9 protein-coding genes and 2 tRNA genes are annotated in these 13,684 nt (G+C 65.0%); 8 read left to right on the top strand and 3 right to left on the bottom strand.

All coding sequences use genetic code 11. From position 1 onward, the window contains the following. Positions 1-14: 14 nt before the first annotated feature. Positions 15-1,160 (bottom strand): glycerate kinase, encoded by a 1,146-nt coding sequence (locus WS54_RS23025; RefSeq protein WP_059780926.1) that lies wholly within the window; start codon positions 1,158-1,160, stop codon positions 15-17. 390 nt (positions 1,161-1,550) lie between these two features. Here WS54_RS23025 and tig point away from each other — a divergent pair, with 390 nt between their 5' ends. The 6 genes from tig (at position 1,551) to WS54_RS22995 (ending at position 8,131) form a co-directional block, all read left to right on the top strand. Then, a complete protein-coding gene (gene tig, locus WS54_RS23020; RefSeq protein ID WP_034207546.1) occupies positions 1,551-2,897 on the top strand; it encodes a trigger factor in 1,347 nt (448 codons plus the stop codon). Between the two features lie 140 nt (positions 2,898-3,037). Next, complete coding sequence (gene clpP, locus WS54_RS23015; RefSeq protein WP_006496351.1) at positions 3,038-3,691, top strand: ATP-dependent Clp endopeptidase proteolytic subunit ClpP; 654 nt, start codon at positions 3,038-3,040, stop codon at positions 3,689-3,691. A 164-nt stretch (positions 3,692-3,855) separates the two neighbouring features. After that, positions 3,856-5,127 carry an ATP-dependent Clp protease ATP-binding subunit ClpX gene (gene clpX / locus WS54_RS23010; protein WP_006489345.1) on the top strand — a complete coding sequence of 424 codons (1,272 nt, stop codon included), beginning with the start codon at positions 3,856-3,858 and terminating at the stop codon, positions 5,125-5,127. 197 nt (positions 5,128-5,324) lie between these two features. Continuing rightward, positions 5,325-7,748 (top strand): endopeptidase La, encoded by a 2,424-nt coding sequence (gene lon, locus WS54_RS23005; protein WP_050013282.1) that lies wholly within the window; start codon positions 5,325-5,327, stop codon positions 7,746-7,748. A gap of 207 nt (positions 7,749-7,955) precedes the next feature. Next, positions 7,956-8,031: transfer RNA gene (locus tag WS54_RS23000), tRNA-Val, on the top strand. 23 nt (positions 8,032-8,054) lie between these two features. Continuing rightward, positions 8,055-8,131, top strand: a tRNA-Asp gene (locus tag WS54_RS22995). 223 nt (positions 8,132-8,354) lie between these two features. Here WS54_RS22995 and WS54_RS22990 read toward each other — a convergent pair. Then, on the bottom strand, positions 8,355-9,746 hold the full coding sequence (locus WS54_RS22990) for a DUF1254 domain-containing protein (protein ID WP_059780929.1): 1,392 nt from the start codon (positions 9,744-9,746) through the stop codon (positions 8,355-8,357). Positions 9,747-10,240: 494 nt separating this feature from the next. Between WS54_RS22990 and WS54_RS22985 the strand changes: the two genes are divergently transcribed. After that, positions 10,241-12,175 carry a SurA N-terminal domain-containing protein gene (locus WS54_RS22985; protein WP_059780932.1) on the top strand — a complete coding sequence of 645 codons (1,935 nt, stop codon included), beginning with the start codon at positions 10,241-10,243 and terminating at the stop codon, positions 12,173-12,175. An 83-nt stretch (positions 12,176-12,258) separates the two neighbouring features. Here the strand turns inward: WS54_RS22985 and WS54_RS22980 are convergent, their stop codons facing one another. After that, complete coding sequence (locus tag WS54_RS22980) at positions 12,259-12,927, bottom strand: arylesterase (protein WP_059780934.1); 669 nt, start codon at positions 12,925-12,927, stop codon at positions 12,259-12,261. Between WS54_RS22980 and WS54_RS22975 the strand changes: the two genes are divergently transcribed. Continuing rightward, complete coding sequence (locus WS54_RS22975; RefSeq protein ID WP_011549613.1) at positions 12,926-13,639, top strand: ABC transporter ATP-binding protein; 714 nt, start codon at positions 12,926-12,928, stop codon at positions 13,637-13,639. The genes WS54_RS22980 and WS54_RS22975 overlap by 2 nt on opposite strands. Positions 13,640-13,684: the final 45 nt, after the last annotated feature.

Genomic DNA, 13,684 nt, shown 5'->3' with positions numbered 1-13,684 from the left:
GCTCGGGTCAACGGTCAGTGTGCACCGTACTTCAGGCGTGTCAACTGTTCCGCTTCGTTCGCGAGCAGGTTGGCCGCGTCGCGGATCGCGACGTCGAGCGTGATCGGCCCCGGAGCCGGCGAAAAGCAGCCGGAGAAATGCTCGGACAGACGCGGCAGCGCGGCCGGGTCGACCGCGCCCGACAGCAGCGACGCGCTCACGCCGGCGGCCTGCGCGTGCCGGCATGCGATGAACGGCGCCTTGCCGTGCAGCGTCTGCACGTCGGAGCGGCCTTCGCCGGTGATCAGCCAGTCGGCGCCGGCCAGGGCGGCGTCGAGCCCGACCTGGCGCGCCACCACTTCGGCGCCGGCCTCGAAGCGTGCACCGAGCATGTGCAGCGCGAAACCGAGGCCGCCCGCGGCGCCCGCGCCCGGCAGATCGCGGCCGCGGCGATCGAGCGCGGCTTCGAGCAGGTCGGCGAAGCGGGCGAGGGCCGCATCGAGGGGCGCGACCTGCGCCGCCGTCACACCCTTTTGCGGACCGAACACGGCGGTGGCGCCATGCGTGCCCGTCAGCGGGTTGTCGACGTCGGACATGCCGACGAATTCCGTTTCCTTCAGGCGCGGATCGAGCCCCGACGCGTCGATGCGCGCGATGTCGGCGAGCCGCGACGGCACGGGCTCGACCGGCTGGCCGCCCGCGTCGAAGCACTGCAGGCCGAGGCCCGCGAGCAGCCCGGCGCCCGCGTCGTTGGTGCTGCTGCCGCCGAGCGCGACAAAGAAGCGGCGCACGCCGTCGTCGAGCAGCGCGCGGATCGCCTCGCCCATCCCGCGCGTGCTGCGCGCGTCGACCGGCACGCTCATGCCGACCGGGTCGGTAATCCCGACGATCTCGGCCGTCTCGACGATCGCGGTGCGCGCATCGATCACGCCCACCGCCGCGTCGCGCGCCGCCAGCGACGCGCCGGCCACCCGCAGCGTGCGCCGCGTGCCGCCGCCGGCCAGCATCGCGTCGAGCGTGCCTTCGCCGCCGTCGGCCATCGGGCAGCAGCGCACGACGGCATCGGGCCGGGCGCGGCGAATGCCGGTGGCGATCGCATCCGCGACCTGCTCGGCTGAAAGCGAGCCTTTGAACGAATCGGGCGCGACGACGACGACAGGCGCGGACGGGTGTTGCGGCATGGTGTCTCCGGAAGGCGTGATTGGTGTGAAGAATAAGGGGCGGGCCGAGAAGGCGGCTCACATGCTATCGGAGCTTACAGGATGGACGGCCCGGGGTGGATACGCCGTTCGGCATAGCCACGATCCGCGTGCATGGCCGTGCAACGCGCCGCCGACGGGGCAGGACGCACGCGTGTCGCGCCGATCTGGCGGTATGAGGAAAATTGTTTGCTAGAATAGTCGATTCTTCCGGCCAAAGCCGTGCTCCGAGCCGCTTGCGCTAGCCATTCGGCGCGTGCAGGGATGGCGTGGCGCTCCGGCGCGGCGTGCGAGTGCGACGCACCTCACGCTGCAGGCAGGCACGGCAAGGAAAACCCGATTCGCTCGAATAATTTTAGGACGATTGAAGCCATGGCTAACGTTGTTGAGAACCTCGGCAAGCTTGAACGCCGCGTGACGATTTCTTTGCCGAAAGACACCGTGCAGAAGGAAATCGACGCCCGCATCCAGAAACTCGCGAAGAACGTGCGCATGCCGGGTTTCCGCCCGGGCAAGGTGCCGCTGAAGATGGTCGCGCAACAGTACGCGGGTCAGGTCGAGGCGGAAGTGCTGAGCGACAAGATCGGCCAGGAATTCTTCACGATCAGCCGCGCGGAAAACCTGCGCGTCGCCGGGCAGCCGAGCTTCGAGCCGAAGCAGGAACAGGCTGAAGACGCATACGCGTTCGACGCGACGTTCGAGGTCTACCCGGAAGTGAAGATCGGCGATCTGGCGACGGCTGAAGTCGAGCGCTCGACGACGTCGATCGGCGACGCCGAAATCGACCGCACGCTCGACATCCTGCGCAAGCAACGCGTGCACTACCACGCACGCGGCGAAGCGGGCGAGCACGGCGACGGCGGCGCGGACACCGCAGCGAAGAACGGCGACCGCGTGACGGTCGACTTCGTCGGCAAGATCGACGACGTGGCGTTCCAGGGCGGCACGGCCGAAGATTTCCCGTTCGTGCTCGGCGAAGGCCGCATGCTGCCGGAATTCGAAACGGCGGCGCTGGGCCTGAAGGTCGGCGAACAGCGTACGTTCGATCTCAAGTTCCCGGATGACTACCACGGCAAGGACGTCGCCGGCAAAACGGCGCAGTTCACGGTCACGATGAAGAAGATCGAGTGGCCGCACCTGCCGGAAATCGACGCCGAATTCGCGAAGTCGCTCGGCATCGAAGACGGCGACCTCACGAAGATGCGCGCCGAGATCAAGGAAAACCTCGAGCGCGAAGCGAAGCGCCGCACGCAGTCGATCGTCAAGAACCAGGTGATGGACGCGCTGCTGAAGATTTCCGAGCTCGACGTGCCGAAGGCGCTGATCGAGCAGGATCAGCAACGCCTCGTCGAAATGGCTCGCCAGGATCTGGCGCAGCGCGGCGTGCCGAACGCGAAGGACGCACCGATCCCGGCCGAGATGTTCGCCGAGCAGGCCGAGCGCCGCGTGAAGCTGGGCCTCGTGCTGGCCGAACTCGTGAAGGCGAACGGCCTCGAAGCGAAGCCGGAACAGATCCGCGCGGAAGTCGACGAGTTCGCGAAGAGCTACGAAGACCCGAAGGAAGTGGTCCGCTGGTATTATTCCAACCAGCAGCGCCTCGCCGAGATGGAAGCGTTCGTCGTTGAAAGCAACGTCGTCGACTTCGTGCTGGGCAAGGCAAAGGTGACGGACAAGGAAGTGAGCTTCGAGGCACTCGCGAGCGCATCGGCGCAAGCGTAAGTGTCGCTCTAGCGGCGTGCCGGCTGTCGGAGCGACGGCCCGCACGCCGTTTTTACGTCAAGCGCACGGTTGCCATTAATATGGCGATTGAGCGGGCGGCTTCCCTCCGTTCAATTTTCCATTCGAACAAGGTTCATTGAATGATCACTCGCGCTGAATTGCTGGACATGCTTGCTTCGAACGCGCCGCAGGGTTTCGAGGCGCAAGCGCTGGGGCTGGTGCCGATCGTCGTCGAAACGAGCGGCCGCGGCGAGCGTTCGTACGATATCTATTCGCGTCTCCTGAAGGAGCGCCTGGTGTTCATGGTCGGCGAAGTGAACGACCAGACCGCCAACCTCGTGGTCGCGCAATTGCTGTTCCTCGAGAGCGAGAATCCCGACAAGGACATCAGCCTCTACATCAACAGCCCGGGCGGCTCGGTGTCGGCCGGGATGGCGATCTACGACACGATGCAGTTCATCAAGCCGGACGTGTCGACCCTGTGCATGGGTCTCGCGGCCAGCATGGGTGCGTTCCTGCTCGCGTCGGGTGCGAAGGGCAAGCGCTTCGCGCTGCCGAATTCGCGCGTGATGATTCACCAGCCGCTGGGCGGCGCGCGCGGCCAGGCGTCCGACATCGAGATCCAGGCGCGCGAAATCCTCTACCTGAAGGAACGGTTGAACAACCTGCTCGCGCAGCACACGGGCCAGGACGTCGAGCGCATCGCGCGCGACACCGACCGTGATAACTTCATGTCGAGCGAGGACGCGAAGGCGTACGGGCTGATCGATCAGGTGCTGTTGAAGCGCCCGTGAGCTTAAACGGGGTGCCGCCCCGATTCGTGCGGCGCCCCCGCAATGTCCCGAGTGCCCTGAGCATCTGCGGCAAGCGCATCCAGCCGGCTCCGGTCGCGCCCTAGGCGCGGCGTCCGGAGCAATCGGCGTATCATGTCATTTACCTGTCCGGAGGCTCTACATTCATGGCGGACAAAAAAGGTTCGAACAGCGAGAAGCTGTTGTATTGCTCGTTTTGCGGGAAAAGCCAGCATGAGGTGAAAAAACTCATCGCGGGCCCGTCGGTGTTCATCTGCGATGAATGTATCGATCTCTGCAACGAAATCATTCGCGACGAGGCGGCTGCCGCCGGCGTCGAGGCCAGCCTGTCCCGGTCGGATCTGCCGAGCCCGCAGGAAATTCGCGACATCCTCGATCAGTACGTGATCGGCCAGGAGCGCGCGAAGAAGATCCTCGCGGTGGCCGTGTACAACCACTACAAGCGCCTGAAGCATCTCGACAAGAAGGACGACGTCGAGCTGTCGAAGAGCAACATCCTGCTGATCGGCCCGACGGGCTCCGGCAAGACGCTGCTCGCGCAAACCCTGGCGCGGTTGCTCAACGTGCCGTTCGTGATCGCCGATGCGACGACGCTGACCGAAGCCGGCTACGTCGGCGAGGACGTCGAGAACATCATCCAGAAGCTGTTGCAGAACTGCAACTACGAGGTCGACAAGGCTCAGCGCGGGATCGTCTACATCGACGAGATCGACAAGATCAGCCGCAAGTCGGACAACCCGTCGATCACGCGCGACGTGTCGGGCGAGGGCGTCCAGCAGGCGCTCTTGAAGCTCGTCGAGGGCACGATGGCGTCGGTGCCGCCGCAGGGCGGCCGCAAGCACCCGAACCAGGATTTCATCCAGGTCGACACGACCAACATCCTGTTCATCTGCGGCGGCGCGTTCGATGGCCTCGAGAAGGTGATCACCGATCGCACGGAAAAGACGGGCATCGGCTTCGGCGCGACGGTCAAGAGCAAGCAGGAGCGCGACGCGGGCGAAGTGCTGCGCGAAACGGAACCGGAAGACCTGATCAAATTCGGTCTGATCCCCGAATTGATCGGCCGCCTGCCGGTGGTCGCGACGCTCGGCAAGCTCGACGAAGCCGCGCTGATGAAGATCCTGGTCGAGCCGAAGAACGCGCTCGTCAAGCAGTATCACAAGCTGTTCGCGATGGAGCGCGTCGAGCTGGAAATCCGGCCGGGCGCGTTGCAGGCGGTCGCCCGCAAGGCGATCCGCCGCAAGACCGGCGCGCGCGGTTTGCGTTCGATCATCGAACAGGCGTTGCTCGACGTGATGTACGAGCTGCCGACGATGAAAGGGGTCAGCAAGGTCATCATCGACGAGAACGTCATCGATGGGGACGGCAAGCCCTTGCTGATCTACGAGGACACGCCGAAGGTGGCGGGTTCGAACTGACCGGCTTGCCGACGATGTTCTGCGAAAAAGGCCGTTCATGAGTCCGTGGGCGGCTTTTTTTCGTTTATCTTGTGGGTAACTCTGACTCGACACGCGGTGGTTACTTTCTTACCGAATATTTCCCGCACTTGAAGGCTTGCAATTCGTTGTGGCGGCCTCAATTACCGAACAATTGATTCCACTCATGGGGAAATGAAATGTCAGGCACCCAACTTCTCCCGCCGGAACGCATCACGCTCCCGCTGCTGCCGCTGCGGGACGTCGTCGTTTTCCCGCACATGGTCATTCCGCTCTTCGTGGGCCGGCCGAAATCGATCAAGGCCCTCGAAGCAGCGATGGAAGGCGGCAAGCACATCATGCTCGTCGCCCAGAAAACCGCGGCCAAGGACGAACCGACCGAAAAGGACATGTACGAGGTCGGTTGTATCGCCAACATTCTGCAGATGCTGAAGCTGCCGGACGGCACCGTGAAGGTGCTCGTCGAGGGCTTGCAGCGTGCGAAGGCGTTGTCCATCGAAGAACAGGAGACGCAGTTCTCCTGCGAAGTGATGCCGCTCGAGCCCGACCACGCCGACAGCGCCGAGACGGAAGCGCTGCGCCGCGCGATCGTGTCGCAGTTCGACCAGTACGTGAAGCTGAACAAGAAGATCCCGCCGGAGATTCTCACGTCGCTGTCGGGCATCGACGAAGCGGGCCGTCTCGCCGACATGATCGCCGAGCGCCTGCCGCTGAAGCTCGACCAGAAGCAGCACATTCTCGAAATGTTCCCGGTCATCGAGCGTCTCGAGCATCTGCTCGCGCAACTCGAAGCCGAGATCGACATCCTGCAGGTCGAAAAGCGCATCCGCGGGCGCGTGAAGCGCCAGATGGAAAAGAGCCAGCGCGAGTACTACCTGAACGAACAGGTCAAGGCGATCCAGAAGGAACTGGGCGAAGGCGAGGAAGGTGCGGATCTCGAGGAACTCGAGAAGCGCATCAACGCCGCGCGCATGCCGAAGGAAGCCAAGAAGAAGGCCGACGCCGAGCTGAAGAAGCTGAAGCTGATGTCGCCGATGTCGGCGGAAGCCACCGTCGTGCGCAACTACATCGACACGCTGATCGGCCTGCCGTGGCGCAAGAAGAGCAAGGTCAACAACGACCTGTCGAACGCCGAGCAGGTGCTCGACGAGGATCACTTCGGCCTCGAGAAGGTCAAGGAACGGATCCTCGAGTATCTCGCGGTGCAACAGCGCGTGGACAAGGTCAAGGCGCCGATCCTGTGCCTCGTCGGGCCTCCGGGCGTCGGCAAGACCTCGCTCGGCCAGTCGATCGCCCGTGCGACGAACCGCAAGTTCGTCCGGATGGCGCTCGGCGGCGTGCGTGACGAAGCCGAGATCCGCGGCCACCGCCGCACGTACATCGGTTCGATGCCGGGCAAGATCCTGCAAAGCCTCGCGAAGGTCGGCGTGCGCAATCCGCTCTTCCTGCTCGACGAAGTCGACAAGATGGGCATGGATTTCCGTGGCGATCCGTCGTCGGCGCTGCTCGAAGTGCTCGACCCGGAACAGAACCACACGTTCGCCGACCACTACATCGAAGTCGACTTCGACCTGTCGGACGTGATGTTCGTCGCGACGTCGAACTCGCTGAACATCCCGCCGCCGCTGCTCGACCGGATGGAAGTGATCCGTCTGTCGGGCTACACGGAAGACGAGAAGGTCAGCATTGCCCAGCGTTACCTGCTGCCGAAGCAGAAGAAGAACAACGGGCTGAAGGAAGGCGAGATCGAGGTCACCGAACAGGCGATCCGCGACATCATCCGCTACTACACGCGCGAAGCCGGTGTGCGCTCGCTCGAGCGGGAAGTGTCGAAGATCTGCCGCAAGGTCGTGAAGATGCTGCTGCTGAAGAAGGCATCGGGCGCGATCAAGGTCGACGGCGAGAACCTCGATACGTTCCTCGGCGTGCGCAAGTACGACTTCGGCCTCGCGGCGAAGGAAAACCAGGTCGGTCAGGTGACGGGCCTCGCGTGGACGGAAGTCGGCGGCGACCTGCTGACGATCGAAGCCGCGGTGATGCCGGGCAAGGGCAACGTGATCCGTACGGGTTCGCTCGGCGACGTGATGAAGGAGTCGGTCGAGGCCGCACGTTCGGTCGTGCGCTCGCGTTCGCGTCGTCTCGGTATCAAGGACGAAGCGTTCGAGAAGCAGGACATCCACATCCACGTGCCGGAAGGCGCGACGCCGAAGGACGGTCCGTCCGCCGGCGGCGCGATGACGACCGCGCTGGTGTCGGTGCTGACGGGCATCCCCGTGCGGGCCGACGTCGCGATGACGGGCGAAATCACGTTGCGTGGCGAAGTGCTGCCGATCGGCGGGCTGAAGGAGAAACTGCTGGCGGCTCACCGCGGCGGCATCAAGCTCGTGCTGATTCCGGAAGAGAACGTGAAGGATCTCGCGGACATTCCGGACAACGTGAAGAACGCGATCGAGATCGTGCCGGTCCGCTGGATCGACAAGGTGCTGGAGCTCGCGCTCGAGCGTTCGCCGACTCCGCTGCCGCCGGAAGAAGAGGCGAAGGCTGCGGCACCGGTTGGCGAGGCGGCGAAGGATGCCGGCTCGACGGAAGTCGTCAAGCACTGAGGCCCCGAGCACCGTCGTTGTAGACGGTTGTTCACGAAACCCGCGGCGGTGTCCGCGGGTTTTTTTATGCGGATCGGAATCGTGCGAACGCGTGCGTTAAAAAAATTCACGCGCAGGCTTGGCAAAATGATCGGGGATGAATTAAACTTGCGGGCTCGCTGATTGTTGATGCGCAAGCGCAGATCGCAGTCGGAACGAATCGGAAACGGGTGCTTAGCTCAGCTGGTAGAGCGGCGCCCTTACAAGGCGTAGGTCGGGGGTTCGAACCCCTCAGCACCCACCAGTTTCACGATTCAGCCAGACCAAGGAGCGGTAGTTCAGTCGGTTAGAATACCGGCCTGTCACGCCGGGGGTCGCGGGTTCGAGTCCCGTCCGCTCCGCCAAACAAATGAAACAGCCCGCCTCGTGCGGGCTTTTTCATTTGGTATTCCCGTTGCGCCCGCTGGCGGGCGCACGACTGTGGAGCGGAGGAAGCCGCCGGTGCGGCTTCCGGCGGGACGCGAAGCGATGCGCACGACGTGCGGCCTGCGGATACGCGTCCCGTCCGTTCGCCGGAATTTCACGCCGCGGGAGCACCGGTTGTTTCCGGTGTGCGCAAACGGCATCTCATTGAACGCGTATCACCGGCGGCAGCTTGTAGGTTCCGTTCAGGAGCGGCGTATCGGGCAAGTACGTACGCAGCGTCAGATTGAACGCGCCGGCAGGAGCGGGCAACCAGTTGCTGGCCGGTACGCCCGCGGGTCGCGTGTGGCTGACGGTGAGCACGAGCGAGCCGTCGGTGGCGAACTGAAAGTTCGAGGCCGGATAGGACAGCGCATAGACTTGATCGGGATTCGGATAGAAGTATGCTTGCGCCTGGTTCGTGCCCCCGTACAGCGTCAATGACCAGAACGCGCGTGCCGGCGGAAGCTGCCCGGCCGGAAAAGTCATCTGATAGACGCCGCTGCCGTCGTAGTTCGCACCCGGCGCGTTCGCCGCGCCGGTGCTGGTGTAATAGATCGCTTCGCTGCCGGGCAGCGCGCCGAGGCCGTTCAGCGCAACGTTCGCCCGCAACGTGTAGTGGGTGCCATAGTTTCCGACGTCCGCCGGACCGCCTGTCCAGCCATTTGCGCTGGTACTCGTCTGGGCCGACGCTTGCTGCGTTTTGCCGCCGGTCGTCAGGCTCGCCAGCGCCTGCGTTGCGCCGGCGCTGATCGACGCGATGTCGGCAGACGACGGGTCGAAGGTCTGCGCCGGGCCGATGCCGATCGCGTCGAGCGCCGACAGCACGGCCGCGTCCTGCGGCGTGGGCGGGCTCTTTTTCAACAGCTGGTTCACGTACTGGAAATACGCTGGCCAGTTGGTATAACCGGGCGGCTTTTGCTTGTCCACGCTGTCCCACGTCGTGCCGCCGGTTCCAGCGGGTTGCGACGCCACCAATTGGTTCTGAACCGCCCACGCGGCCGGATAATCGCTCGCGTCGCTCACGTAAGTCCTCGCCAGGGCCCAGACCGCGTTGGTCGACGAGCGGAGCACGATGACCCCTGCGGGCGCTTCTCCGTGCCAGTTCGGCCCCACGACCCAAAAGACCTTCGCAACGCCGTTGTCGGCGCTCGTGCCGCGAATCGCGAAGTTGTTCGTATAGGCGTCCATCAACGCGAGGGAGAAGTAACGGTTACCGCTCGAGGGCGTATCGATTTGAACGGGGCCCGCGTCCAGTTGCAGCATGGCGACGGAATACAGCGTGTCGTGATTGGGCTTCGTCACCGTGGTGGACGACGCATCGGAGAGCCGGCGACCGTGAAGAAACGTATTCGGCGCAAGGCCCTGAGCGATGTAGCTCTGTCGCGTGGCGTAGAACTGGTACAGCGGAATCGTGAATATCGTCGCGCCGTTTGCAGCATTTTCGGTGGCGGCGGGCGAAACGTTCGAGCGGTCGACGCTGTCCCCGTTGCAGCCCGCCAGAAGGCCGAGCGAGACGGCCAATGCGACGATGCGCGCCTGGTGAAGAAAACTCATCGAATGGGTCGGTTGGGTTGAATGGTCGAATAGGCCGCGCCCCTTCGTCGCTCGGCCGACGAGCGTGGCACGGGTTGCATGGCGCGATTAGCGTATACGGCTTGGCATGCGCGACGAACGATCGATTTTCGATATGCAAAGTCCTATGACGCGTCGGCGAGGCGTCGATCGATCGGCGTCGTGCGGGATACCGCCGGCCGGCTCGGGTTGGGCTGTCACGATCCGGCGGCGACCCGGTCGCGGGAGCGCGGTCGGGCCTGATCTCTTTTTACCCGTGACGTTCCGCTCGGCTGCGGGCCACGGATGCGCACGCCGAGGCAGCGTGATTCGGCGGCCGTCGGTGCGGGCAAGCCGGCTTCGCAAACGAATCGCCGTGAGCGGGGCGTGCGCGCGGCCTCGGTCAAGGGGGCGACCACGCGGGCGAGGGCCGCTTTTCGCCCGTCCCACCCCGTATGTTGTAATATCGGACGTTTTGTCCAATTTTCCCGTCACGCATGCTCGATTTCTTCCGTAATCACCAGCGCCTGATGATGGCGCTCCTGCTCCTGATCGTCTTGCCGGGGCTGGGTTTCGTCGGAATCCAAGGCTTCCGCGGCTTCTTCGACGACAGTGCGAACGTCGCAGCAGTCAACGGGCACAAGATCACGCGGGTCGAATTCGACGGCGCGTTCCGCCAGCAGATCGACCAGGCGCGCCAGGCGCTCGGCGGGCAGTTCGACATCAAGATGTTCGACACGCCCGAGCATCGCAAGCAGGTGCTCGACGGCCTGATCCAGCAACGCGTGCTGGCCGACGAGACGCAACGCCTGCACCTGACCGCATCCGACAACGCCGTGCGCGACGCCCTGATGAGCGACCCGATGATCGCGGCGCTGAAGAAGCCCGACGGTTCGATCGACGTCGAACGCTATGCGCAATTGCTGTCGTTTCAGGGGATGACGCCGGAGCAGTACCAGGAGCGCGTGCGTTACAGCCTCGCGCTGCAGCAGATTCCGGCCAGCATCGTATCGAGCGCGTTCACGCCGAAGAGCCTCGCGCAACGCTTGTCCGAACTCGCCGCGCAGCAGCGTGAAGTACAGGCGCTCGTACTGAAGACGAGCGACTTCGCGGCGAAGGTCCAGCCGACCGACGCGCAGCTCACCGCGTACTACGACGCGCACAAGCAGAGCTTCGCGACGCCGGAAACCGCGACGATCCAGTACCTCGTCTATTCGCCGGCCGCGGCGGCCGCGAGCGCGCAGCCGACCGATGCGGACATCAAGAAGTTCTACGACGACAACCCGACGCACTTCCGTACCGAAGCGCAGGTGCGCGTGAGCCACATCTTCATCGCCGCGCCGGGCAGCGCCAGCACGGCCGACAAGGCAGCCGCAAAGGCGAAGGCCGAGCAGTTGCTCGCCGACGTGAAGGCGCATCCGGATCAATTCGCGCAGATCGCGCAGAAGAGCTCGCAGGACGCGCCGTCGGCGGCGAAGGGCGGCGATCTCGGCTTCATCACGCGCGGCTCGACCGCGGGCGGCAAGGCGTTCGACGATGCGGCGTTCTCGCTCAAGCAGGGCGACGTGAGCGGGATCGTGCAGTCGGACCTCGGTTTCCACATCCTGAAGGCGACCGAAGTGAAGCCGGCGGTCGTCAAGCCGTTCGCGGAAGTGAAGGACCAGATCGCGGCCGACCTGAAGCAGCAGTACGCGTCGAAGGCGTTCTCGGACAACGCGGAAGGCTTCACGTCGACCGTCTACGAAAAGGCGAAGACGCTGCAGCCGGCCGCGGACAAGTACAAGCTGACGATCCAGACGGCCACCGTCACGCCGACGCCGAATCCGCAACTGCCGCCGACGAACCCGTTGAACAATCCGAAGTTCCTGGCCGCCGTGTTCGCGAACGACGCCGTGAAGAACCAGAACAACACGCAGGCGATCGACGTCGGCAACAACACGCTGATCTCGGCGCGCGTGACCGACTACAAGCCGGCTGCCGTGCCCGCGCTCGACGCGATCAAGGACGCCGTGCGCCAGAAGGTCATCGCCGAGCAGGCCGCGGAACTCGCGAAGAAGGACGGTGCGGCGAAGCTGGCCGAACTGCAGAAGTCGAAGTCGACCGACGGCTTCGCGGCCGCGCAGAAGGTGTCGCGCACGCAATCGCAGGGCCTGACGCCGGCGGCGCTGAGCGCCGTCTACAAGGTCGATGCGAAGACGCTGCCGGCTTACGTCGGTGTCGACCTCGGCGCGGACGGCTACGCGATCTACCGTGTGAACGCGGTGATCCCCGGTTCGGCGGTCGATCCGCAGCAACTGGCGGCCGCGCAGCAGCAGATGGCGCAGGTCGACGCGCAGAGCGAAGGCGAAGCGTACCTCGCTGCGCTGCGCGACCGCTCGAAGGTGAAGCTGTACGGCACGACGGCCAGCCAGCAGCAGGACGGCGACAACTGAGCATCGTTTCGCCCGCAACCATCGAAAAGCCCCGCTCGAAGCGGGGCTTTTTGTTTTCCGGCTTTCCTGCGCGCGGCGGGCCGTCAGCCGTGCGGCTTGCCGAGCAACGGCTTCAGCGTCGGCCACACGTTGTCGAGCAGAATGCGCTGGGCCTGCTGCGCGGGATGCATCTGGTCGGCCTGGAACATGTCCGGCTTGTCTTCGATGCCGGCCAGCAGGAACGGCACGAGCGGCACGCCGAGATCTTTCGACAGCCGCGTATAGACCGCGTGGAACTTCTGCGTGTAGTCGGGGCCGTAATTGGGCGGCACGTACATGCCGACCAGCACGACTTTTGCCTGGGCGCGCCGCGCGCTCGCGACGATGTCGCGCAGGTTCTGCTCGGTCGTCGCGAGCGGCACGCCGCGCAGCGCATCGTTCGAGCCGAGCTCGACGACGACGATCGACGGCTTGAGCCGCTGCAGGACCGCAGGCAGCCGCGCACGGCCGCCGCTCGTGGTGTCGCCGCTGACGCTGGCGTTCGCGACGCTATAATCGATTCGCTCGGCCGAAAGCCGTTGCCGCAGCAGCGACACCCAGCCGGTGTCGCGCGGCAATCCGTATTCGGCCGACAGGCTGTCGCCGAGCACGACGATCACGGGCGGGCTCGATGCCGGCGCCGTCGCGGCGCGTGCGGGCGCGGTGACGGCCAGCAGGATGCCCAGCAGTGCGGCGGCCGCCGCGCGTCTTTTCCAGCGAAATGTCGTGTCCATGTTCAAGATTACCGATCCGATCATCGAAGTCCATGACGTGTGCAAGCGGGTTGCCGATGCAACGGGCGAGCTGACGATCCTCGACGGCATCACGCTCGCGGTGCAGCCGGGCAGCAGCCTCGCGATCGTCGGCGCGTCGGGTTCGGGCAAATCGACGCTGCTCGGCCTGCTTGCGGGGTTGGACAGCGCGACGAGCGGCACGGTTCGCCTGCTCGGTCGCGCGCTCGATCAACTCGACGAGGACGAACGCGCGGCGCTGCGCAACGGCGCGGTCGGATTCGTATTCCAGTCGTTCCAGTTGATGCCGCACCTGACGGCGCTCGAGAATGTGATGCTGCCGCTCGAACTGCAGGGCGGCATCAGCGCGCGCGATGCGGCCGACCGCGCCCGGGCGCTGCTCGTGCAGGTCGGTCTCGGCGAGCGTACCGCGCATTATCCGAAGCTGCTTTCGGGTGGCGAACAACAGCGCGTCGCACTCGCACGCGCGTTCGTCACGCGCCCGGCGATCCTGTTCGCCGACGAGCCGACCGGCAGCCTCGATGCCGCGACCGGCCACGCGGTCATCGACCTGATGTTCGAACTGAACCGCACGCATGGCGCGACGCTCGTGCTCGTCACGCACGATGCCGAACTCGCGCGCCGCTGCGCAACGACGGTCACGATCGACGCGGGGCGCATCGTCGCGCCGCACGCGGCTTCGCGCAACGCGTGAGCGTTCCGGCCGGCCGCGCGGGGCGGATCGCGCGGCCGGCACGGG

This window comes from Burkholderia sp. NRF60-BP8, assembly GCF_001522585.2.
Classification (GTDB): Bacteria; Pseudomonadota; Gammaproteobacteria; order Burkholderiales; family Burkholderiaceae; genus Burkholderia.
The sequence above is the reverse complement of the archived record's forward strand: the minus strand, read 5'-3'. Positions and strand labels throughout refer to the sequence as shown.